The organism is Vibrio coralliilyticus ATCC BAA-450 (genome assembly GCF_000176135.1).
In the GTDB taxonomy this organism is placed as follows: domain Bacteria; phylum Pseudomonadota; class Gammaproteobacteria; order Enterobacterales; family Vibrionaceae; genus Vibrio; species Vibrio coralliilyticus.
In genome coordinates this window covers 215464-236680 of sequence record NZ_ACZN01000013.1, presented here as the reverse complement: position 1 = coordinate 236680, position 21217 = coordinate 215464, and the positions used below count along the sequence as shown (strand labels likewise).

General features: G+C 45.8%; 15 protein-coding genes. 7 read left to right on the top strand and 8 right to left on the bottom strand.

The window, feature by feature from the left end; translation table 11 throughout:
* Positions 1–354 precede the first annotated feature (354 nt).
* From VIC_RS04435 to hemL, 4 genes are all read right to left on the bottom strand, one after another.
* On the bottom strand, positions 355–3741 hold the full coding sequence (locus tag VIC_RS04435) for a response regulator (protein ID WP_006958090.1): 3387 nt from the start codon (positions 3739–3741) through the stop codon (positions 355–357).
* A 194-nt stretch (positions 3742–3935) separates the two neighbouring features.
* Positions 3936–4958 (bottom strand): 16S rRNA (guanine(1207)-N(2))-methyltransferase RsmC, encoded by a 1023-nt coding sequence (gene rsmC / locus VIC_RS04430; RefSeq protein WP_039951301.1) that lies wholly within the window; start codon positions 4956–4958, stop codon positions 3936–3938.
* A 78-nt stretch (positions 4959–5036) separates the two neighbouring features.
* Entirely contained in the window at positions 5037–6122 is a 1086-nt protein-coding gene (locus VIC_RS04425; protein ID WP_006958085.1) for an AI-2E family transporter, read from the bottom strand.
* A 263-nt stretch (positions 6123–6385) separates the two neighbouring features.
* The gene (gene hemL / locus VIC_RS04420; protein ID WP_006958083.1) at positions 6386–7678 is read right to left on the bottom strand and encodes a glutamate-1-semialdehyde 2,1-aminomutase; all 1293 of its coding nucleotides are present in this window, start codon (positions 7676–7678) and stop codon (positions 6386–6388) included.
* A gap of 255 nt (positions 7679–7933) precedes the next feature.
* Between hemL and erpA the strand changes: the two genes are divergently transcribed.
* From erpA to VIC_RS04405, 3 genes are all read left to right on the top strand, one after another.
* Positions 7934–8275 (top strand): iron-sulfur cluster insertion protein ErpA, encoded by a 342-nt coding sequence (gene erpA / locus VIC_RS04415; RefSeq protein WP_019276906.1) that lies wholly within the window; start codon positions 7934–7936, stop codon positions 8273–8275.
* Between the two features lie 184 nt (positions 8276–8459).
* Complete coding sequence (locus VIC_RS04410; RefSeq protein WP_006958080.1) at positions 8460–9539, top strand: efflux RND transporter periplasmic adaptor subunit; 1080 nt, start codon at positions 8460–8462, stop codon at positions 9537–9539.
* Positions 9540–9551: 12 nt separating this feature from the next.
* Entirely contained in the window at positions 9552–12665 is a 3114-nt protein-coding gene (locus tag VIC_RS04405; RefSeq protein ID WP_006958079.1) for an efflux RND transporter permease subunit, read from the top strand.
* Positions 12666–12701: 36 nt separating this feature from the next.
* Here VIC_RS04405 and VIC_RS04400 read toward each other — a convergent pair whose 3' ends face one another.
* Entirely contained in the window at positions 12702–13988 is a 1287-nt protein-coding gene (locus VIC_RS04400; protein WP_006958078.1) for a peptidoglycan DD-metalloendopeptidase family protein, read from the bottom strand.
* A gap of 128 nt (positions 13989–14116) precedes the next feature.
* Between VIC_RS04400 and tyrS the strand changes: the two genes are divergently transcribed.
* Complete coding sequence (gene tyrS, locus VIC_RS04395; protein ID WP_006958077.1) at positions 14117–15304, top strand: tyrosine--tRNA ligase; 1188 nt, start codon at positions 14117–14119, stop codon at positions 15302–15304.
* A gap of 393 nt (positions 15305–15697) precedes the next feature.
* Complete coding sequence (locus VIC_RS04390) at positions 15698–16543, top strand: magnesium transporter (RefSeq protein ID WP_006958076.1); 846 nt, start codon at positions 15698–15700, stop codon at positions 16541–16543.
* Here the strand turns inward: VIC_RS04390 and dacB are convergent.
* Both dacB and VIC_RS04380 read right to left on the bottom strand, forming a co-directional pair.
* The gene (gene dacB / locus VIC_RS04385; protein ID WP_006958075.1) at positions 16522–17952 is read right to left on the bottom strand and encodes a serine-type D-Ala-D-Ala carboxypeptidase; all 1431 of its coding nucleotides are present in this window, start codon (positions 17950–17952) and stop codon (positions 16522–16524) included. The two genes, VIC_RS04390 and dacB, sit on opposite strands and share 22 nt — an antisense overlap.
* Before the next feature lie 101 nt (positions 17953–18053).
* Positions 18054–19100, bottom strand: a complete 1047-nt coding sequence (locus tag VIC_RS04380; protein ID WP_006958074.1) for a porin — start codon at positions 19098–19100, stop codon at positions 18054–18056.
* Positions 19101–19626: 526 nt separating this feature from the next.
* Between VIC_RS04380 and greA the strand changes: the two genes are divergently transcribed.
* Positions 19627–20100 (top strand): transcription elongation factor GreA, encoded by a 474-nt coding sequence (gene greA / locus VIC_RS04375; protein ID WP_006958072.1) that lies wholly within the window; start codon positions 19627–19629, stop codon positions 20098–20100.
* Between the two features lie 76 nt (positions 20101–20176).
* Here the strand turns inward: greA and yhbY are convergent, their stop codons facing one another.
* Positions 20177–20473, bottom strand: coding sequence for a ribosome assembly RNA-binding protein YhbY (yhbY, locus tag VIC_RS04370; protein WP_006958071.1), 297 nt, complete (start codon positions 20471–20473; stop codon positions 20177–20179).
* A 113-nt stretch (positions 20474–20586) separates the two neighbouring features.
* Here yhbY and rlmE point away from each other — a divergent pair, with 113 nt between their 5' ends.
* Positions 20587–21216 carry a 23S rRNA (uridine(2552)-2'-O)-methyltransferase RlmE gene (rlmE, locus tag VIC_RS04365; protein ID WP_006958070.1) on the top strand — a complete coding sequence of 210 codons (630 nt, stop codon included), beginning with the start codon at positions 20587–20589 and terminating at the stop codon, positions 21214–21216.
* Position 21217 lies beyond the last annotated feature (1 nt).

Genomic DNA, 21217 nt, shown 5'->3' with positions numbered 1-21217 from the left:
GCTCAGTTATGTTAGTGGTATGTAGAAGCTTCTAGCTATATGAGATCATTATCACTAGTCTTTATCAAGGTTATTTTCTTGCGGAAAATTAATTCTGCCGTCTTGTTGTGATTGTGTTCGCAAACTGAGTTCTTTTCTTCTAGATAGCGCTAAATAGACGGTTTTTAAGTGGCTCTCCCGATGTAATTAGAGTGTCTTAGCGGAGCCTAAATCAGGTTGTTTTCTATTGTGTAAAAACTTTATAAGGCTAAAAAGTGCATCGGGCTATTGATGAGACAGAGCCATTTATAGAAAGGTAGCGAGAGACAAAATAAAACCCGCTTAAAGCGGGTTTATATGGAATATGGGGGCTACTTAGCTGGTTAGGAGGTGTTGCAGCTTATCGCGAAGGCTCTCAATATGAGTACGCTCAGGGCTCATCTCTTTACAGTGTTCAAGGATGTACTCAAGAGAACTCAGTACCGTTCGCCAGCGCGGTGTTTTTGGTAACGTTTCGACTCGCAGGTATTTGTCCAGAGTCCGAGTCTGTAAGGTGCTACGGTCGAGGTACACACGCCATAACCCGCTTTGCTCTGCGAAAGCAAACTTGCTTTGACCAGTAACGCTTTCCCAATAAGTTAGCGCACTTGTCATTGCATCAACTAAAACTTCACGCATGACTTCTTGCTTGGACTTGTTATCAGTGGTGGCTCGATCAGCTAACCGCGTAAACTCTCCACCTAACTCTTTTAACTCTTGCAGTTTGGCCTTATCCCCTTCAAACGCGTAGCTGGAAAGGGCTTCAACCGCGGTTTCTAGGTTATTGATCCGCGCGGCATTGACACTGCCCCCCACGTTAAAGATGTACATGGATTTGAGTCCAGAGCCTTCTGGAAGTTTGAGAATGTCTGCGGACAAGTGCTGGCGGACATCTTCGACATAAACATCAATGACGCCACAGTAGTGCGGTTGCTCTACGTTAAGGAATTTTGGTGCAATCAACTCATCTGCATTGGAACGGCGTAATTGTTCTGTGGTGCGTTTAAATAGGCGAGACGCAGCATCATTGGTGAAGCGGATTTTATTGTCGTCACGTACGCAGATAATCGCTTCTGGTGCGGATTCCAATTGTTCCAATAAACGCCCCTGAGTTTCCAGTAAACTAGCTTCAACCATGGCGCGCTGCTTAAGCTCAGTTTGTAGTTGCTGGTTTTCAATCCGACGCTGTTCAGCTTTGCTCGCGGTCAAATGTGCTGTAATCCGTGCGGCGAGCTCTTGTTTGTTAAAAGGTTTTGATAAGTAGTCATTGGCTCCGGCTTCGAAACCTCGAACTCTGTCATCGGGCTGATTCAATGCTGTGAGCATGATGACGGGGAGCTGAGCATGATCATAGTCTTTACGCAACACTTCACACACCTGATAGCCGCTCATTCCCGGCATCATGATATCGAGTAGCATCAGTTCTGGTTTTTCATGAACAACGGATTCAACGGCTTCTTCGCCATTTTTAGCGGTGCGTACTCGGTAGCCTTCGAGGCGAAGGAAGCTGTCTAAGACACGCAGATTGACCGGTTCATCATCGACCACTAACAGCAATGGCCCGTCAGGATTTTCCGGTAAATTTGAGCCTTCGATTATTTCTAGGTCATTGTTTTCTGGAGCAATGAAATGCGCGCCTTCGATATGGCTTGCGAGGCCTATTTGCTCGGTTGAGGCGATTGGCAAAGTGAAACTAAAGGTCGTACCAACCATAGGTTGGCTGCTTACGTAGAGCGTGCCTTGCATCAAATCAATCAACTGACGGCTGATAGATAGACCAAGGCCGGCCCCTTGGCGATAACGGCTACTATCACTGCCAGCCTGAATCAGGGGTTCAAAAATGTGCTCAAGTTGCTCAGCAGGGATCCCCTGACCAGTATCTACTACTTGAACGCGGATGTTGTCGTCGACCTGAGTGGCGGAAATGACGATTTTACCTTCACTGGTGTATTTGATGGCGTTACCAACGAGATTGTATAGAACTTGCTCTAAGCGTTGAGGGTCGGCGCATACCCATAGCGGATCGTTAGGAACCTGATTAATGATGCGAATGGGTTTGTTGCCCACTAAGTGAGTCGACAGTTCGAGCACCAAGCGCGTTGCTCCGGAGATATCCACAGCTCGGGTTTCAATATCGAGATTACCGTAACGCATTTTGTGGTAATCAAGCAGGTCATCAACCAATGTGGCCAAGCGCTGGCCGCTACTAATGATGATGTCGAGCTGGTACTTGTGATCCGCGGTAATTGGCCCATTAGCGCCGGAGATCAGCGCTTCTGCGATACCTACCATGCCATGGAGTGGAGTTCGCAATTCATGAGAGGTGGTGGCGAGGAACTCATCTTTGAGTTTGTTCGCCAATTGCAGCTCGTCATTTTGCTTTTGGATCAGCTTTAGGTTGCTCTCCAGCTCTTCATTTTGCTGTTTTATGAGCAGTATTTTGTCGCGAATGGAGCGTTGCATGCGCTCAAAGCTGATGGCCAGTCGGCCTATCTCATCTTTTCGCTCTGTATTGATGATGTCTGTATCGAGATCGCCAGCCGAGACTTTTTCTGCCGCCCACGTCAGCTTCAACAAAGGCGCGGTAATAAAATTAGACAAGTAATGGGACGCTGCAACCACCAGTACAATTGCACATAGCATGGCAAATACGAAAAGAGTTTCGAGTTGGTGGACGCGTGCAAAAGCTTCTTTTTCTGGCACTTCTACCACAATGGCCCAGTCGACACCTTTAAACGAAATCGGACTGTAAGCCGCGATGGTCGCCTCTCCTAGCGTGTTTGTGTATGTTCCAACATCGGTTTTTCCTTCCAATGCTAAATCAACAACTTCGCGGCTCTTATCGATGTCTTTTTGCTCATACGCCATGGTTCTTGATTTATGGTCAGCACCTACCAGTAAAGTTTTCATTGCTGAAGCGTTGTTGGTATCAGCTATTAGCTTAGTGATGCCATTGTTTGGTAAACGGAACATGGCGTAGCTGTGGAGATAACCTTGCTGAACGATGGGAGCGCCGAGCCACGCGACAGGTTTACCTCTGTCCATCTCAAAGTCTGAGATGATCACCGGTGTGTAATCTTCATTGGATTTACGCTTTTCAGTAACCTGAGTTTTCAGCTTGTGGAAGGTTCTGCCTAGATTGGTATCACGAAAGCGGCCAGTAAGCAGATTGGTGCCGTAGTTGTCGTGTTTAAAGATGGAGTAGGTGACGTTACCTTCTAAATCAACCAGCAAAGCGTCGTCAAAGTCTGAGCGTTTGAGCAGTTCCAGATAGGCTCTGTGATAGCGCTTATGCAGCAGTCGATAGCGCTCAGTGCCGGTATAAACATTGGACTGAGGAAGTATTGAGGTTTTGATCTGATCGCCTGAGCCAGGAATGTAACGCCGCTGAGCGTACTCGCGTGCCTGAGCCATATCCAGTCCTAAGCTGCGAAATGCATTGACCAAGCCGTAGAAACGCCCGCCACTGGCATAAGCCAGTTCAGAGCGGACAAAGCCCATGACTTCCGATTCTTTGGCATACATGTAGTCAGTGACTTGTTGCTGCTTACTGTCTCGTACGGAGATTAAGTGCGAAGTACTTTGCTCCTGCAAATCTTTGGTATGAGATTGGAGGAAAAAAATCGCGATGATCGTGAGCGGTGTAATACTCAATACAAGAAATGCCAGCATTAAAGTATGTTGCAGGCGCTTAAATCTTTGTTTTCGGTACAACTTAAACATGAGCTAACTAGACTTTCCGTAATGAAGGCAGGCAATAAAATGCCCAGTAAAAAACGTAACTATCCTAGAATGACAAAATTAACGAGTTTTTTTACTTTGACAAGTAAGTCTGAGTTAAAGCGTGGATGAATGCGCAATTTTTGCGAATGGAGAGAAGGTGAGCCCGATATAAAGCGTTATATCGGGCTAAATGTCTATTTTTTTGCGTAATAGATTGTGAACTTATTGGTCTTATTTAGCGTCTCACAATTACCAAATGCTTGCTGAATGATAGGTGGATACTTGAGAAAGCTATTGGCAACGATAAGTAGCTGACCACCCGAGCGTTGGTGTTTTGGTGCTTCGGCTAATAAAGTTTCGGTCGCACTGTAGCTGGTATCTAAACCCGCATGAAAAGGAGGGTTACTAATAATAAATTGATAGTCTTGGCTGGTATCAGAATAAATGTCTGAAGCAAATACTCGTCCTTTTAGACCGTTGGCTTCTAATGTTGCTTTGCTGGATTCGACCGCCAGTGCGCTGATGTCGCACATTTCGAGTTTAATCTCAGCATTGAGCGTCGCCATGACAGAGCCAATCACTCCGGCACCACAGCCAAAATCCAATACTTTCCCTGACAGCGCTGGCAAAGTATCTAACAGCAGTTGACTGCCGATATCGAACTGGCCGTGACTGAATACCCCAGGTAAGCTTTTGATCGTCAGTTCATGCCCTTGGTAGCTGACCCGATACTGCTTAAACCAATCATTAAGATTAAACTCAGCAGGTTGCTCAAGACATTGCCCCCAGTAAAAAGAACAACGTCTTGCGGAGTCGAACTTATTGATTGGCCCGTAGGGTTTAAACATCTTTTCAATGCTTTTTACACCTGAGCGATTTTCACCGACAACGACAACTTCAGTCTCTGGGCCTAGTTTAGCCAACAACATAGCCAGCAAAAACTCGGCTTCGGCTTTTGCTTTTGGCCAGTACAGTAGGATCATGTCGGCTTGAGTCTGGTCAGTAAACTCAGCGCCAAACACAGTTGTTACTTGGGGGGTAGACTCTAATTGACGGTAGTAACCATAGTTGGTGGTAAACACGGTGACAGATTCACAGTGTTTGCTGAGCTCTACTGGGAACAGGTCTTCTGACTCCCCAGCGACAAGAACATGTTTACCTTTAAAGTAGGCGAGTTGTCGTTGTGCAATTTGGCTCGGTGCAATATAGGCAGACATAATGGACTCTGGCTGAAAAAAGACGGGGGATTTTCGCATAATCCCCCGCATTCTTGAAGTTTTCCTGTTTCCTAGATCTTAGTTTTGATCTTGTTCATCGAGGAAATCCTGAAATTCTTCTTCATAAATATTAAACAGCACCATGGTAATGGCGAAGATCAAAGGGCCGTAGATCAATCCAATCAAGCCAAACAAGTGAAGACCGCCTAATAGAGAGAAGAAGATCATTAGAGTGTTCATTCCTGCACTGCCTTGCATTAACAATGGTCTGAGCAGGTTATCAATTGAACCAACGACAGCGACACTCCAAATAGTAAGGAAAATCGCCCACGTTGTATCTCCAGTCAAGAACAGGTAGGCCGCTGCAGGTATCCAAATCAATGCGGTGCCGACTACAGGAATAAAGGAGGCGAAGCCCATCATCGTACCCCAGAACAGCCCTGGGAAACCAGCGAGCCACATACCGATACCGCCAGCAAGACCTTGCGCGATTGCGGTTAGAAATGAGCCCATTACGGCAGATTTGGACACTTGCTCAACTTCATCCAGCAATTTGTCTTCTTGGCTGCGAGACAGTGGCAGGATATGACGAATCGCGGCAATGATTTTGTCGTGATCACGAAGTAAGAAGAACAAAACAAACAACATCAGGAAGAAGTTGAGTAGGAAGTTCGTCGCATCGCCAAGAATTTTTGCACTGATACCGACTAAGTTCGAGCCAAATGAGGTGGCGAACTGAGCCACTTTCTGACCGATTTCCTGAGGTTGAATCTCATCAAAAGGTAAGTAGGTATTAATGATAGACAAGCCTTTTACTACCCATGGATGTTCGAACAGGGCTTGGATGCCACCGTGGGTCACCCACTGGTAGACGTTTTGTGAGAATGCTGAACCTTGTTGAACAATGGCGGCGAAAACAAAAAGAAGAGGCAGCACTATGATGACGGTGAGTAAGGTACAAGACAGCAACGACGCGATGTTTCTATGATTCGGCATTCGGTTTTCGATCCACTCATGGATAGGAAACATCAGCAGAGAAATGATAAACGCCATCACAATTGAGTTTATGTAAGGCTCAACTAATAAAAAGCAGGCAAAGCCAGCAGCAAGTAGCGCAACAATCAATACCCAATGGCTGGAAGTTATTTTGAGTTTTTCTGACACGTTTGTTGTCCAATTATTCATCGTGATAGAAGTATAATGGCTGTAAATTACTGAGTCTTCAACGCAAAATCAAAATGTTATCAGCGGAGGGAAAAACTATGGGATGCTGCAATGATGATAAGTCCTGTTGTGGAAGCGCAAAACCTAAGCGGAAAATTCCTTGGTTTTCCCTGATTCTTGTTCTGCTGGTCGTTTTAGTCGTATTTAACTGGCAATAAAAAAGGCTGCATGCGCAGCCTTTTGTCATTTATTACAACGATGAATTATGCTTCTTTGGCTAGAATTGCAAAGCAGCGGTCAGCCGCTTCTAATGTTGCTTCAATTTCTTTACTGCCGTGTGCTAGCGAAGTGAAACTCGCTTCAAACGCAGAAGGTGCTAAGTACACACCATGTTCTAGCATTAGGTGGAAGAAGCGTTTAAAGCGTTCGATATCGCATTTAGTGACGTCTTCGTAACACGTGATTTCTTCTTGTTCCGTAAAAAAGAAGCCAAACATGCCACCCACTTGATTGACGACCATTGGAATACCGTGTTGCTCAGCAAGAGATTTAAAGCCATCAGCCAATTGTTTGGTTTTTGAAGCGAGGCGTTTTTCGTTACCTTCTTCTTTCAGTAGGCTTAAACAAGCGTAACCTGCAGCCATCGCTACTGGGTTGCCAGACAGCGTACCTGCCTGATAAACCGGACCTGTTGGCGCGATGTATTGCATCACGTCTTTACGACCGCCAAAGGCCCCCACTGGCATACCACCACCGATGACTTTACCTAGTGTCGTGATATCTGGCTTGATATTGTAATGACCTTGAGCACCGCCTAAAGCGACACGGAAACCTGTCATGACTTCATCAAAGATCAGCAGTGCGCCTTCTTCATCACAGATTTGACGTAGGCCTTCGTGGAAACCAGCAACTGGTGGGATACAGTTCATATTACCCGCGACGGGTTCAACGATGATACAAGCGATTTCGCCTTTATTCGCAGCAAACAGCTCGCGAACAGAATCCAAGTCATTAAACGTGGCTGTTAGCGTGTGCTTAGCAAAGTCTGCAGGAACACCTGGAGAGCTCGGCTGACCAAGCGTAAGTGCACCGGAACCTGCTTTTACCAGTAAGCTGTCTGCATGACCGTGGTAGCAGCCTTCAAACTTGATGATTTTGTCTCTGTTGGTAAAACCACGTGCGAGACGAATGGCACTCATAGTAGCTTCTGTACCTGAGCTGACCATTCTGACTTGTTCCATTGATGGCACGAGTTCAGAGACCAGCTCAGCCATTTGGATTTCCATTTCAGTTGGTGCACCAAAGCTTAGACCACGCTGCGCAGCTTCAATCACCGCTTCGCGAATGACTGCGTGGTTATGGCCAAGGATCATCGGGCCCCAAGAGCCAACATAATCAATGTAAGCTTTACCATCAGCATCGAAAATCAACGGGCCATCTGCGCGTTCTACAAAGATAGGTGCACCGCCAACGCCGTTGAAAGCACGTACTGGAGAGTTAACGCCACCAGGAATAGTCTGTTGTGCTTTTTCGTAAAGCTCTGCTGATTTGGTCATGGATATATCCTCTTTTGATTGCTCGGACCAATTTGGCTGGCATTGTACCTGTCGATTCCCGTTCAAGAAAACGCTTTGCGCCACATTATGGGCAGTTTTCCATCAAGAAAGCGGAGTTTTTATGAAAAAAATCCACGAAAGGTGGTGAATACTTGAACGGATAACTCAGGTATTAGATAATGGAGCGATTATAGAAAGATGATTTATCCAACACTGTACACAGTGATTGGATTTACATGAGTGAGAGAGGTCATCGTGAGCGAACTAAATATCCCACTAACATTTTCAGATGCAGCGGCACAACGTGTTGGCGCACTAATCGCTGAAGAAGAAAATCCAAACCTGAAGTTGCGTGTTTACATTACGGGTGGGGGCTGTAGCGGCTTTCAGTATGGCTTCACATTCGATGAGAGTGTCAATGACGGCGATACGACGATTGTAAATAGTGGCGTAACGCTTGTAGTTGACCCAATGAGCCTACAATATCTTGTTGGTGGTCAGGTGGATTACACCGAGGGTTTGGAAGGTTCACGTTTCTTCGTAAATAACCCTAATGCGACAACAACTTGTGGCTGTGGCGCTTCATTTAGTGTCTAAATTAAAAGTCTAATTTGCAGAGCCGCGCTAAGTCGCGGCTTTTTCTTTTCTGCCAAATATCTATGCAACCAGGTCAGAACTGAGACCTCGGCTAAATTACTGTCCAACTGTATTTTATTTTTTATTGGTTAATTTATATCCTGAGCTTATAAAAGTTGGTGCTTTTACTCAGCAAGGGATTGTTATGGGCAAATTTTCACTATTCCGTTTTCTCGCGGTCAGACCCTACATTGTTTCACTCGTTATTATTCTCATTTTATCGATTTGGCTCGGTCTTGGCACACTTAAAGCGGACGATGGTCAGCCTGAGCATCAACAAGAGGTTGTGCCATTGGCTAAAGTGGCCTTTCAGACCTTTACTGCTCAAAGTACCCATAAATCCATCGACTTATACGGCAGAACCGCACCAGAAAAACAGGCCAAGCTCGGCGCAGAGATCGCGGGAAAAATTGTTGAGTTAAAAGTACGTAAGGGATATAGCGTTAAGCAGGGACAAGTTATTGCTTTGATTGATAAAGGGGATTTGGAGATCCAGCTTGAGCGTGCCAAGGCCATGCTTAAAGTGCGTGAGAAAGAATACAAGGCAGCTCAGTCACTTAAAGATAAAGGATTACAAGGTGAGGTGGCTTTCAGTAATGCGCAGGCGGCCTTAGTTGAAGCCAAAGCAATGGTGAGCAATGCCAAGATTGCTCTGAGAAACACCGCGGTTACGGCACCATTTAGCGGTATTGTCGACAGTTTAGATATCGAACTCGGTGATTTTGTTGGCGTTGGTGATCCGGTCGCTAGTTTGATTGACCTCAGTCAGATAGTGATTGAAGCCGATGTGAGCGAGCGGCATATCCAAGACCTCACGCTAAACCAGCCTGCGTCAGTCAGTTTTATTGGTGGCGAAAAAGTCGAGGGTAAGGTTCGTTACATTTCTCGGATTTCTTCAGCTTCAACCAATACTTTTCCGATAGAAATTATTCTGCCTAATCCACAGCAAAAAATTCCTGCAGGGATCAGTGCCGAAGTGGAGCTCAATCTTAAGCAGCAACTGGCGGTGAAAGTGACTCCAGCAATGTTGGCCTTAGACGAATCTGGCAACTTAGGGGTTAAAACGCTTGTCGATGAACGAGTGCACTTTATTCCGATTCAGCTAGTAAAAGCAGAGCAGGACGGCGTGTGGCTGACAGGTTTGGGTGAGCAGGTCAGTATTATCACCACCGGGCAAGGTTTTGTACGAGACGGCGACCAAGTGATCGCTGTCGAGCAGCAATAGTAAGGAGTCATTATGTACGCCTTAATAGATGCGGCCTTATCCCGTACCCGTACCATGCTGGTGCTATTGGTCTTCGTCCTGATAGCTGGTGTTATGACTTATCTGACGGTACCGAAAGAATCCAGCCCGGATATTACCATTCCAATTATCTATGTATCCGTGGGGCATCAGGGGATTTCACCTGCCGATGCTGAACGCCTCTTGGTTCGCCCAATCGAGCAAGAGTTGCGCTCGATTGAAGGGGTTAAGGAAATGACCTCAACCGCTTCTGAAGGACATGCTTCTGTACAGTTGGAATTCAGTGTCGGTGTGGATCTGAATAAAGCCATGGCGGATGTGCGAGAAGCGGTTGACTTAGCGAAGCCCAAATTACCGGAAGAGAGTGATGAACCGACGGTCAATGAGGTAACGTTCGCTTCAGAAGAGCCGGCTTTGACGGTGGTTTTGTATGGTACGGTGCCCGAGCGCACCATAGTGCAAATAGCCCGTCAACTCCGAGATAAGCTGGAGAGTTTTCGTCAGATCTTAGAAGTCGATATCGCTGGAGATAGGGAAGACATTGTCGAGATCATTGTTGACCCTTTATTGATGGAAAGCTACGGATTAGACCAAGCGGATATCTATAATCTGATTGCCCTCAATAACCGAGTCGTGGCTGCAGGCTTTGTTGACACTGGTTATGGCCGCTTCTCGGTAAAAGTCCCATCGGTATTTGATTCGTTGAAAGATGTTCTTGAGTTGCCAGTTAAGGTTGACGGAAAACAAGTGATCACTTTTGGTGATGTGGCAACGGTGCGCAGGGCGTTTCGCGACCCTGAAAGCTATGCACGCCTTGATGGCAAATCTGCGATTGTTTTGGATGTGAAAAAGCGCGCGGGTGAAAACATTATTGAGACTGTCGCTTTGATCAAGCAGGTGATGGAGGAAGGTCAAAAGCGCGCCGACTGGCCGAATAATTTGCAAGTGAAATACACTTGGGATCAGTCTAAAGACGTCAAAATGATGCTCAATGATCTACAAAACAATATTCTGTCAGCGATCATTCTGGTTGTTGTGGTGATCATCGCTATCTTGGGTGTCCGAACGGCATTATTGGTGGGCATTTCCATTCCCGGATCATTCCTCACGGGACTATTGGTTCTTTCTGTGTTCGGCCTGACAGTTAATATCGTGGTGTTGTTCTCGTTGATCATGGCGGTCGGTATGCTGGTGGATGGGGCGATTGTTGTGACGGAATTTGCTGATCGCCGCATGCAAGAAGGAACACCGCGCCGAGACGCATACCGGGATGCCGCTAAACGTATGGCATGGCCGATTACCGCATCTACCGCGACAACCTTAGCGGCATTTGCTCCGTTGTTATTTTGGCCAGATATTACTGGCGAGTTTATGAAATACCTGCCTTTGACTCTGATTGCGACATTGGCAGCGTCACTGGCGATGGCATTGTTGTTTGTCCCTGTACTCGGCGGTTTGATTGGTAAGCCGCAGCATGTCACCAAACAACAACGTGAGAAAATGGTCGCTCTGCACGATGGTGACTTTTCCAAGGCCACCGGGCTGACCAAACTCTATCTTGAAACGCTTAACATCGCTTTACGCCATCCACTAAAAATTCTGTTAAGCGCGATTTTACTTGCTGTGGGAGTCGGCCTCACCTACGCCAAAGCGGGCTTAGGTGCAGAGTTTTTCCCTGAGGTAGATCCGCCATTCTTTACTGTCAAAGTACGTTCTTATGGCGATCTGTCGATAAATGAAAAAGACGTCATCATGCGTGATATCGAGTCTGTCATGCTTGGTCATGATGAGTTTGAAAGCGTTTATACCAAAACGGGTGGGGATGATGAAATCGGACAGATTCAGATCACGCCTGTGGATTGGCAGTATCGGCGTAAAGTAAAAACTATCATTGATGAACTAAAGCAGACGACCGACCAATATGCTGGAGTAGAAATCGAGTACAAGTTCCCAGATGCTGGACCGCCTGTGGAGCATGATCTGGTTATTGAAATGTCGACGCGTATTCCAGGAGAACTAGATCGCGCGGCGAAAATGGTTCGTCACTGGGCAGATGCGTACCCTGCTTTCACCAATATTAGTGATACATCAAGCAAAGAAGGCATCGACTGGCAGATAGACATTCGTCGTGATGATGCCTCACGCTTTCTTGCTGATGCGACATTGGTGGGCAATACGGTTCAATTTGTCACCAATGGCCTCAAACTTGGGGACTATTTACCAGATGATGCCACTGAAGAGGTCGATATTCTGGTGCGTTACCCAGAAGATAAGCGTGATATTGGCCGTTTTGATCAGCTTAAAGTCAAAACCGCCGCGGGTATGGTCCCTATCACCAACTTTGCCAGCATTATTCCCGATCATAAGCAGGACACGATTCGGCGTATAGACGGGCATCGAGTGATCAATATTTTTGCCGACATGAAAGAAGGCTATAACTTAGCGCTGGAGCTGCCTAACGTTGAACAAGCACTTGCCGATCTGAACTTGCCAGATGGGGTCGAGTTTAAGATCCGGGGGCAAAATGAAGAGCAGGAAAACTCCTCCGCTTTCTTACAGAAGGCATTTTTGATCGCTTTAGTGGTGATGGCGTTAATCTTGATCACTCAGTTTAATAGCTTCTATCAGGCGTTTTTGATCCTCAGTGCGGTGTTGTTCTCCACCGTGGGCGTTTTTGTCGGTTTGTTGATTTTCCAAAAGCCATTTGGCGTCATTATGTCAGGTATTGGCGTGATTGCTTTGGCGGGCATTGTGGTGAATAACAACATCGTTTTGATTGATACCTACAATCAGCTTCTCAAGCGCGGTATGGATAAGCGAGATGCGATTTTAAGGACGGGGATGCAGCGTTTACGTCCAGTTCTGTTGACTACTGTGACGACAATCCTAGGTCTGCTGCCTATGGTACTGGAAATGAACATCGACTTAATTAACCAGAAGGTTGAATTCGGCGCTCCAAGTACCCAGTGGTGGTCGCAATTGGCAACCGCTGTTGCTGGGGGGCTAGCGTTTGCAACGGTGTTAACTTTGGTGTTGACACCATGCTTGCTGATGCTGGGTCGACAGCACAAGGTTGAAGAAAACGCGAATATCATAGTAGAAGATTAAAAAAGCCCGCAGTTGCGGGCTTTTTCTTAACACAATTTAGCGAGTCGCGAGCAATTCACCGTAGCGATCGAGTTTTTCGAGCCTTAACTTGGCATTGGCGATAAAGGTAGCCTTATCTTTACCAGTTAATGACTTAGATTGCGGAAGCTTAACGGTTCTTGGGTTCTTGTGAACACCATTGACTAGAAACTCATAATGTAGGTGCGGACCAGTCACTCGTCCTGTTCCGCCCAAAGTACCAATAGTTTGGCCTTGTTTGACACGTTGACCGGTTTTTACCGTTCGCTTGGTTAAGTGCAAGTACTTGGTGATGTAAGTATTGCTGTGTTTGATGAACACGTAATTACCGTTGAACTGGTTGTAGCTGGATTTTTGCACGATACCATCACCAGCGGCCCAAATTGGTGTTCCTACTGGGGCTGCGTAATCTGTTCCTCTGTGTGCACGTACTTTTCCTGTCACTGGGTGGCGACGGCGAGGATTAAAGTTCGAAGAGACACGGCGGAAATCCAGTGGCGAACGCAAGAAGGCTTTCTTCATCGCACGACCATTTTCATCGTAGTAGTTGCCATTCTTGTCATTGATAATCGCTTTGAAGGTATCGCCTTGGTTGGTAAAAATTGCCGCGATAATCTTACCACGTCCAACCACTTCTCCCTCTACCACGCGCTCCTGATACAGGATCTCAAAATGATCGCCTTTACGGATGTCGAGCGCGAAATCTATGTCCCAACCAAAAATACCAGCCAGCTCCATAATCTGATTGGCAGTGAGACCTGCGCCAACCCCCGCGTTCCAGAAATTAGATGTGATGTCTGCTTCTGCGTAGTTGTATTGGTAATGGACTTCTTTTTTATCGAGTTGAGACGTAAAGCCAGTCTCAGAACGAGTAATTAAAAAGGTTTCGTAAGCATTGAGCTGACGTTTTATCTGAACCAGTTGATCATCGGTATCGAAACCGAACTGAAATGAGTCACCAGGGCGGACACGTGTTAGCTGTTGTTTAATTTCTTTGCTGGTCGTGGTCAGATCATAAAGTAGACGGGAGGAGAGACCTGCGCGTTGAAAAAGCAGAGCCATGCTGTCACCAGAACCTATGGTGTGTTTCTCCCAGCGCAGCGACGCCGCCGTGTTTTCTGAGTCTGAAGAGATCAACGCCTCAGCATTGATAGCAATAGGGTAATGTTCACCAACCTCATAAAGCTTCTCATCCGGTCTGAGATCTTGAGGTGATGGCAGAAACAGTGCGATGACAATCAGTGCACTAAATAAGGCGATACAGGCTCGGTGCATCCATGGAAGTCGAGCGAAAATAGACAACATTTATGTTCGTTCTAAAAAATTCAGTAAAAATAGCTAGCTGTTTAGTCTAACTGGTTTCAAAAAGCATCGCTATTCAAGTAAGATGGGAAATTACCAAATTTTTGCCAAATCTGTGGGAGTGAACAAGAATGGCGAGCATTGAAGCTGCACTGGCCGAGATTAAACGCGGCGTTGAAGAGCTAATTCCAGAAGAAGAGCTGATTGAAAAGCTGAAAGAGAATCGTCCTCTACGTATTAAGTTGGGTGCCGATCCAACCGCTCCAGACATTCACCTGGGTCACACGGTTATTTTCAATAAGCTACGCTTGTTCCAAGAGCTTGGCCATGAAGTGACGTTCCTTATCGGTGATTTCACCGCTATGGTCGGTGACCCAACGGGTAAGAACAGTACTCGTCCACCACTGAGCCGTGAAGATGTACTTCGAAATGCTGAAACTTACAAGGAACAGGTGTTTAAGATCCTTGATCCTGCGAAAACTAAGATTCAGTTCAACTCGGAATGGCTATCTGAATTAGGCGCAGAAGGTATGATCCGTCTTGCAGCGAACCAAACCGTTGCTCGCATGCTTGAACGTGATGACTTTAAAAAGCGTTACGCAGGCGGTCAGCCAATCGCTATCCATGAGTTTATGTACCCATTGCTGCAAGGTTGGGACTCTGTCGCGATGGAAACTGACGTTGAGCTAGGTGGTACCGATCAGAAGTTTAACCTACTGATGGGCCGCGAGTTGCAAAAAGCCAATGGTCAGAAGCCACAGGCGGTACTAATGATGCCACTTCTTGTTGGTCTGGACGGCGAGAAGAAAATGTCGAAGTCTGCTAACAACTACATCGGTATCAGTGAAGCGCCAAGTGAAATGTTTGGCAAGATCATGTCAATCTCAGATGATTTGATGTGGAGTTACTACGAGCTGCTGTCGTTCCGTCCTTTGGAAGAAATCGAACAGTTCAAAGCAAGTATTGCTGAAGGTAAGAACCCACGTGACATTAAAGTCTTGCTGGCAAAAGAGATCATTGCTCGCTTCCATAGCGAAGCGGATGCAGATGCTGCAGAGCAAGAGTTCGTTAATCGTTTCGCTAAGAATCAAATTCCAGATGAAATGCCAGAGTTTGAATTTGATGCAGGCCTTCCGGTTAGCAACCTTTTGAAAGAAGCAGGCCTATGTGCGTCGACCTCTGAAGCGATGCGTATGGTCAAGCAAGGTGCTGCGAAGATTGATAGTGAAAAAGTCGCCGATTCTAAGTTTGCGCCACAAGCAGGTAAGTACGTATTCCAAGTTGGTAAACGTAAATTTGCTCGTATTACGATTAAGTAAGCGTCTGCTGAACATCGATAACAAAAAGCGCCTCAATGGCGCTTTTTTAATACGAGAAATTTGGCGAATAATCAGAGATTTTTTCATTAAATTGACTGTAAAAAAGCCTGCGCTTTGTTATCATGCCCGCGCTGCCAAACTGGCAGTTCATTCGGAGATTTTTATGAACAATACCGACCATCCTCCTAGTATGAAGGGAGAAAAATAAACCGCTTCGGTATTGGCGATCTTCGTCTCTGCCTAAGTGGCAGAGTGACTCTTTTCTAAAGTAATCTCAGATTTTTCTCCTTCCTATCTAGTATTCAGTTACAGACTCATACTCAGTATGCGTTCGTTTTGTTGTGCGTGCTGTAGCTGGATGGTCGTTACCTACTGCCAATCGGGAGATTCGCCATGACGGTAATGAGCAATACATACATTGAAAACACCCTAAATTTTTCTTCGGAAGAGATTGGGGCAGCTCGCAATGCATTTCTGCAATACGAGCAACAACATCAGGTTCATCTTTTGACAGTGATGCCTATTGAAGAAGCGGTGGCTATCTTGCACCACTGTTCAGTTGGTTATGTCCAGCAGTTGATTTCTGTGCTGGAAAATGAAGGCCATGACAAACTCGCGCGCCATTACGCGCATCAGTTAGGCCTGATTCATTCAGAGGTGGAAACATCTAACAGTTATCTTAGTACATCAGTATTGGGGCATGTGAAACAGCGCATTGGCTGGATCATTGCCTTGGCGTTGCTGGGTATCGTTTCTGGGCTGATCATTGCCCAGTATGAGGACACCTTGAGTCAGCTAGTATTGTTGGCGGTTTATATGCCCGTCATTGCTGCAGCTGGTGGCAACACTGGGTCTCAAGCTGCGACTTTGGTGATACGAGCCTTAGCGACAGGGGAGCTGAAAAAACGCCAGTGGTTGGCGGTATTCTGGAAAGAAAGTCGTGTTGCACTGTGTTTGGCTTTGGCTATCGCTTTGGTCATCGTTGGCAGAGTCATGTTGTTCAGTGATGGGACATCAACGGGCGGCTTTGATCTGAGCAATATCGCACTGGCGATTGCTGTCGCACTGTTTATTCAGGTGACGATGTCGACAACCTTAGGTGGTTTGCTACCGATACTCGCTCGAGCATTCAAACTGGACCCAGCCGTATTGGTGAGCCCAGTGTTAGCTTCGATTGTCGATATATCCGGTATGTGGATTTATTTCACCGTTGTGAATTATTTCTTAGGTATCGCCTGACTGAACTTTACGATGTCCTGATAGAACAAGGTTTCAAATTGTGTGATAGGAGCGATGGTAGGTTTATCATCGCTCTTTTTCTTTGGCGGCAAATAATCCGCCACGTACTGTACGAACAAGGTGGTAGGCTTCCCTGAGCTATCGAGCCCAAATCCAGCCATATTGTAGCTGCCGTAAAGTGAGCCACTTTTAGCGATGAATGCACCTTTTATCGGTTCTTTACGCATACTTCGGCGATATTTTAGCGTGCCAGATTCACCCGACTTGGGCATCAAATCAATCATCTTCAATGTGCTGTCGTTGAGCCAGATATAGCGCAAGATTTTCGACATCGCCTGGCTGGTAAAACGGTTGTTGCGTGACAAACCGGAACCATCGGCCATTGGAGTGGCTTCTAAGTTTATCCCGGTGTTAGAAAAAATGATCTGCTTAATGGCTTCAGTACCATTGCTGAAGCTACCGGGCTGGATATAAAACTTGGCCCCCAGAGTTTTAGTTAGATTGTCGGCGATCAGGTTATCCGATTTTTTCAGCATGGTCTCAAGTAGCTCTGTGAGTGGTAAGGAGCTGTGAGTGGCTAGAAGGGCCTTGTTGGTTGAATGAGCAGGCTGTCCAATTCGTACCGTTCCTGAGAAAGGCAGATTTAATTGGTTCAACACGCTGTTTAACATTCGTTGAGTGTAAAGCTCAGGATCTTGTACCGCGAATTTGAGTGGCAGTGGTTTGCTGCGCTCGGTTAAACAACCTTGAAGCTGATAATGGTTATCTGGAGAGGAGATAAGTTCTAAATCACACTGAGTACTTTCTTGCTGGTCTTTGCTGACACTTGATGCCTGAGTGGTTACGTAGACAGGGAAGTGCTCCGGTACGTACACGCGTGTGTTGCCATCCTCTTGAGTATAAATAGAAGCTTGGACACAGTTACCATCAAGCGAAATGGCAGTTGCCGGCGCGCTATAGCAAACGCCTAGTATATCCCACGGCCAGCCGACAGCGCGGTCGTATCCAGTAAACGCACTGTTATCTAACCAGATGTCTCCATCAATTCGGCTAAGTCCATTTCTTTTGGCGACGACAAATAGTTGCTTCAAATCCTCAGTTGCCAAAGTCGGGTCGCCAGAAAAATGGATGACAACATCTTTACCGATTTGCTCAAGTTGGGTTTCAAAGCGAAAGTTATCACCGAGCTCGAGCTTTGCAGCCAAGGCAGTGACGAGTTTGAGTGTACTCGCCGGAGGAAAGTACTGATCACTATTGTGAGTATCAAGTAAGGAGTTTTGCTGGTCGAGTGATTCGACAAGTAGGGCAGCTCGACTGCCATCGGGCAGTTGACCCACGGGCGCATAGGCAAAAGCTGATAGAGAAAATAAAGAGATAAAAAACAACAGAAACAGTTTGGAAAGCTGCATAGCAAAGCGCCGTGAGATCTAAAGACAAGAAAGCAGTATAGCCAGTAAAAAAAACGCCCGCTAGAAGCGGGCGTTTAGAGTTCATGACATTAAGTCACAAATTAGAAGTCGTAACGTAGACCTAGAGCTAGCTCGTCTTCTGCATCTGCTTTAGAGATGTAAGATTTGTCGTCGTCTAGCAGGTTAAAGTTGTACGATACGTAGCCACGGAAGTTAGGCTTAAAGTAGTATGTTGCGTCGATAGCGATGTTATCTGCAGCATCTTCTTTAGTTGAACCTGTTTTGTTTTCTAGGTAGTTGTAAGACGTTGTGAATACAGTCTGGCCCATAGTGTAAGCTGCTGCTAGTTCGTAACCTGTCTTATCAGTTGTTGAGCTAGAACCTTTCACTTGGTCTTCGCCGTCAACAAATGTACCAGCGAAGTATAGGTCGTTGATTGCGTAAGAAGCTGCTAGCATGTACTGGTTGCGTTCAACAACATCTGTCGCAGTGAAGCCGTCAACACCTGTTTGGTTTCCATCAGCATAACCCGCGCCTAGCTTAACGCCAGTTTCGCCGATTGCGTAGATTGCAGATAGAGAGTAGCCATCTGCATCGTTGTCTGTGTAACCGTTGTTGCCATCAGCAGAACCATCCGCAAAGCGGTAGCTTGCTTTTACGCCAAGGTCAGCAAATTGGCCTTTGTAAGAGATCATGTTGTCTGAACGGTCAGCAATTGCGATTTTGTATGCTGCAGAGTTACCGTGATAAGCCATGATATCAGTGAAATCAGTGATAACACCTAGCGCACCGTCGTTCTTACCGTAAGTTACTTCACCGAAAGCACCGCCGATACCACCGTATAGGTAACGGTTAGTTAGATCAGATGAGCTGTTGTTGCCATCTGTAGCGCCGCCATTGTCATTAGTAGTGAACTCACCTTCGTAGAAACCCACACCGTATAGGCTGTCAGTGATCTGAGCTGTACCTAGGAAGTTTAGACGTACGCGAGAGTTGTCTTCTGCCTTGCCATCTTTAAGAGCTAGACGTGCTTCCGCGCGACCACCCATTTCGATAGTGTTACCGTCTTGGTTGTAGATTTCCGCCGCGTTTGCGCCAGTTGCCACTGCTGCTGCAGAAACTGCTAGAGCGATCAGAGTTTTGTTCATCTTATAAGTCCTAATTTACTGTCCATAAATAGTTTTTTGAGAAAACGCTCCGCCATGGCTTCGCCTTTCTCTTTCTTCCGTTCTATGGTTTCAAGTGCATAATCAATAAGAAACGTCACACACATTGAGTGTCATAGAGCATTTGGTGAGCATTGTTGTACCGCCAAAGTTCCTCGATGAGTTAGTAAAATGATATAAATTGGACTAATGAACAGTGTTTTATTTAATGTAAAAAATACTCAACTGTTTGTTTTTAAAGGGGGCGTGTTGCGTTTTTATCGTTTGTTTATGTTTCTATTATTTAGATCTTTTTATTCAATGGGTTAACTATAAAAAGACTTGAGAAGGCAATTTAGTTGATTGAACTATCATATATAAGACGCAAAAATATCGAATATTGAATTCAGATGATTTACTCGCTAACTTTGTTTACACTAAAGGAAATTGATTAGTTAACTCACTACCTAATCCACCGGATTGGGTAGTTTTGTTTTGTCCAAAGATAGCTTTGGCAATGAGGTAAACAATGGAAAAAGTCCCAATGACAGTGCGTGGCGAACAAAAGCTGCGTGAAGAATTAGACCGACTACTAAAGCTTCGCCCACAGATTTCTGAAGCTATTGCGGAAGCGCGTGAATTAGGCGATCTGAAAGAAAATGCTGAATATCATGCCGCACGTGAAGAACAGGGTATTTGCGAAGCTCAGATCCGTGATATTGAGTACAAGCTGTCTGTAGCTCAGGTTATTGACGTTACTAAGATGGATAATTCAGGCAAGGTCATCTTTGGTTCAACCGTCACTTTGATTGACTGTGATACTGAAGAAGAGAAAACCTACCAAATCGTCGGTGACGACGAAGCGGACATCAAAGCTGGTCGTATTTCTGTTAGCTCACCAATCGCTCGCGGCTTGGTTGGCAAGATGGAAGGCGATGAAGTGGTGATTTCTACACCAGGTGGCGATCGTGACTTTGAAATTGACAGTGTGGAATACGTTTAATCGTAGATTGGCTGTTTGAGAAACCAAAAAGGTCGCATAGTGCGACCTTTTTTATAGCATTGAAACCGAGGTGTATTTATTTACGTGGCAACTCGATTTTACGCTCTTCAGTCTGACGGTACATAACCAGTGTTTTACCGATCACTTGTACTTTCTCTGCGCCAGTTTCGCGTACGATAGCTTCAATGATCAGGTTTTTCGTTTCGCGATCTTCAGAGGCAACTTTCACTTTAATCAGTTCATGGTGATTAAGAGCGATTTCTATTTCCGCTAGAACAGCCTCAGTTAGTCCATTTGCGCCCATAAGCACAACAGGTTTTAGACTGTGCGCTAGGCCTTTTAGATGCTGCTTTTGTTTGGTGCTTAGGTTCATTACGCGGCCAATTTTCTTTACTATAAGGGTTGAAAAATACCATTTTAACGCCATCTACCCTTGAAGACTATAATTTATTGGGCAAGTTGGTCCCTCTATTAGTTAGGAATCGAATGAGTAAACAAAAACATTCGGCGAGCTCAGGTCGTTGGTTGAAAGAACATTTTGACGACAAGTTCGCCAATGAAGCGCGTAAAAAGGGCTATCGTTCTCGTGCTTACTTCAAGATGGAAGAGATTCAAACCAAAGACAAACTATTGAAACCTGGGATGACTGTCGTCGATTTAGGTGCGGCTCCCGGTGGTTGGTCTCAATATGCTGCTAAGATAGTAGGAGACGAAGGTAAAATCATCGCGTGTGATTTACTTCCGATGGATCCTATTGCTGGCGTGAGCTTTCTACAAGGTGACTTCCGTGAAGACGCTGTACTAGAAGCTTTGCTGGATCGAATTCAACCTTCTATGGTGAATGTGGTGATGTCTGATATGGCGCCTAATATAGCAGGCAACAATTCGGTCGATCAGCCACGTGCAATGTATTTGGTTGAATTAGCTTTAGATATGTGTCGACAAGTTCTTGCGCCCAATGGTAGTTTTGTTGTGAAAGTATTTCAGGGCGAAGGCTTCGATCAATACGTAAAAGACGTTCGTGACATGTTCAAAGTCGTGAAAATCCGTAAACCTGACTCTTCAAGGGCTCGTTCCCGAGAAGTTTTTATTGTAGCCACTGGTTACAAAGGTTAAC

Coding starts and splice junctions, on each gene's coding strand:
- VIC_RS04435 (WP_006958090.1), bottom strand. CDS start 3,741: ATGTTTAAGTTGTACCGAAAACAAAGATTTAAGCGCCTGCAACATACT.
- rsmC (WP_039951301.1), bottom strand. CDS start 4,958: ATGTCTGCCTATATTGCACCGAGCCAAATTGCACAACGACAACTCGCC.
- hemL (WP_006958083.1), bottom strand. CDS start 7,678: ATGACCAAATCAGCAGAGCTTTACGAAAAAGCACAACAGACTATTCCT.
- VIC_RS04410 (WP_006958080.1), top strand. CDS start 8,460: ATGGGCAAATTTTCACTATTCCGTTTTCTCGCGGTCAGACCCTACATT.
- VIC_RS04405 (WP_006958079.1), top strand. CDS start 9,552: ATGTACGCCTTAATAGATGCGGCCTTATCCCGTACCCGTACCATGCTG.
- VIC_RS04400 (WP_006958078.1), bottom strand. CDS start 13,988: ATGTTGTCTATTTTCGCTCGACTTCCATGGATGCACCGAGCCTGTATC.
- tyrS (WP_006958077.1), top strand. CDS start 14,117: ATGGCGAGCATTGAAGCTGCACTGGCCGAGATTAAACGCGGCGTTGAA.
- VIC_RS04390 (WP_006958076.1), top strand. CDS start 15,698: ATGACGGTAATGAGCAATACATACATTGAAAACACCCTAAATTTTTCT.
- dacB (WP_006958075.1), bottom strand. CDS start 17,952: ATGCAGCTTTCCAAACTGTTTCTGTTGTTTTTTATCTCTTTATTTTCT.
- VIC_RS04380 (WP_006958074.1), bottom strand. CDS start 19,100: ATGAACAAAACTCTGATCGCTCTAGCAGTTTCTGCAGCAGCAGTGGCA.
- greA (WP_006958072.1), top strand. CDS start 19,627: ATGGAAAAAGTCCCAATGACAGTGCGTGGCGAACAAAAGCTGCGTGAA.
- yhbY (WP_006958071.1), bottom strand. CDS start 20,473: ATGAACCTAAGCACCAAACAAAAGCAGCATCTAAAAGGCCTAGCGCAC.
- rlmE (WP_006958070.1), top strand. CDS start 20,587: ATGAGTAAACAAAAACATTCGGCGAGCTCAGGTCGTTGGTTGAAAGAA.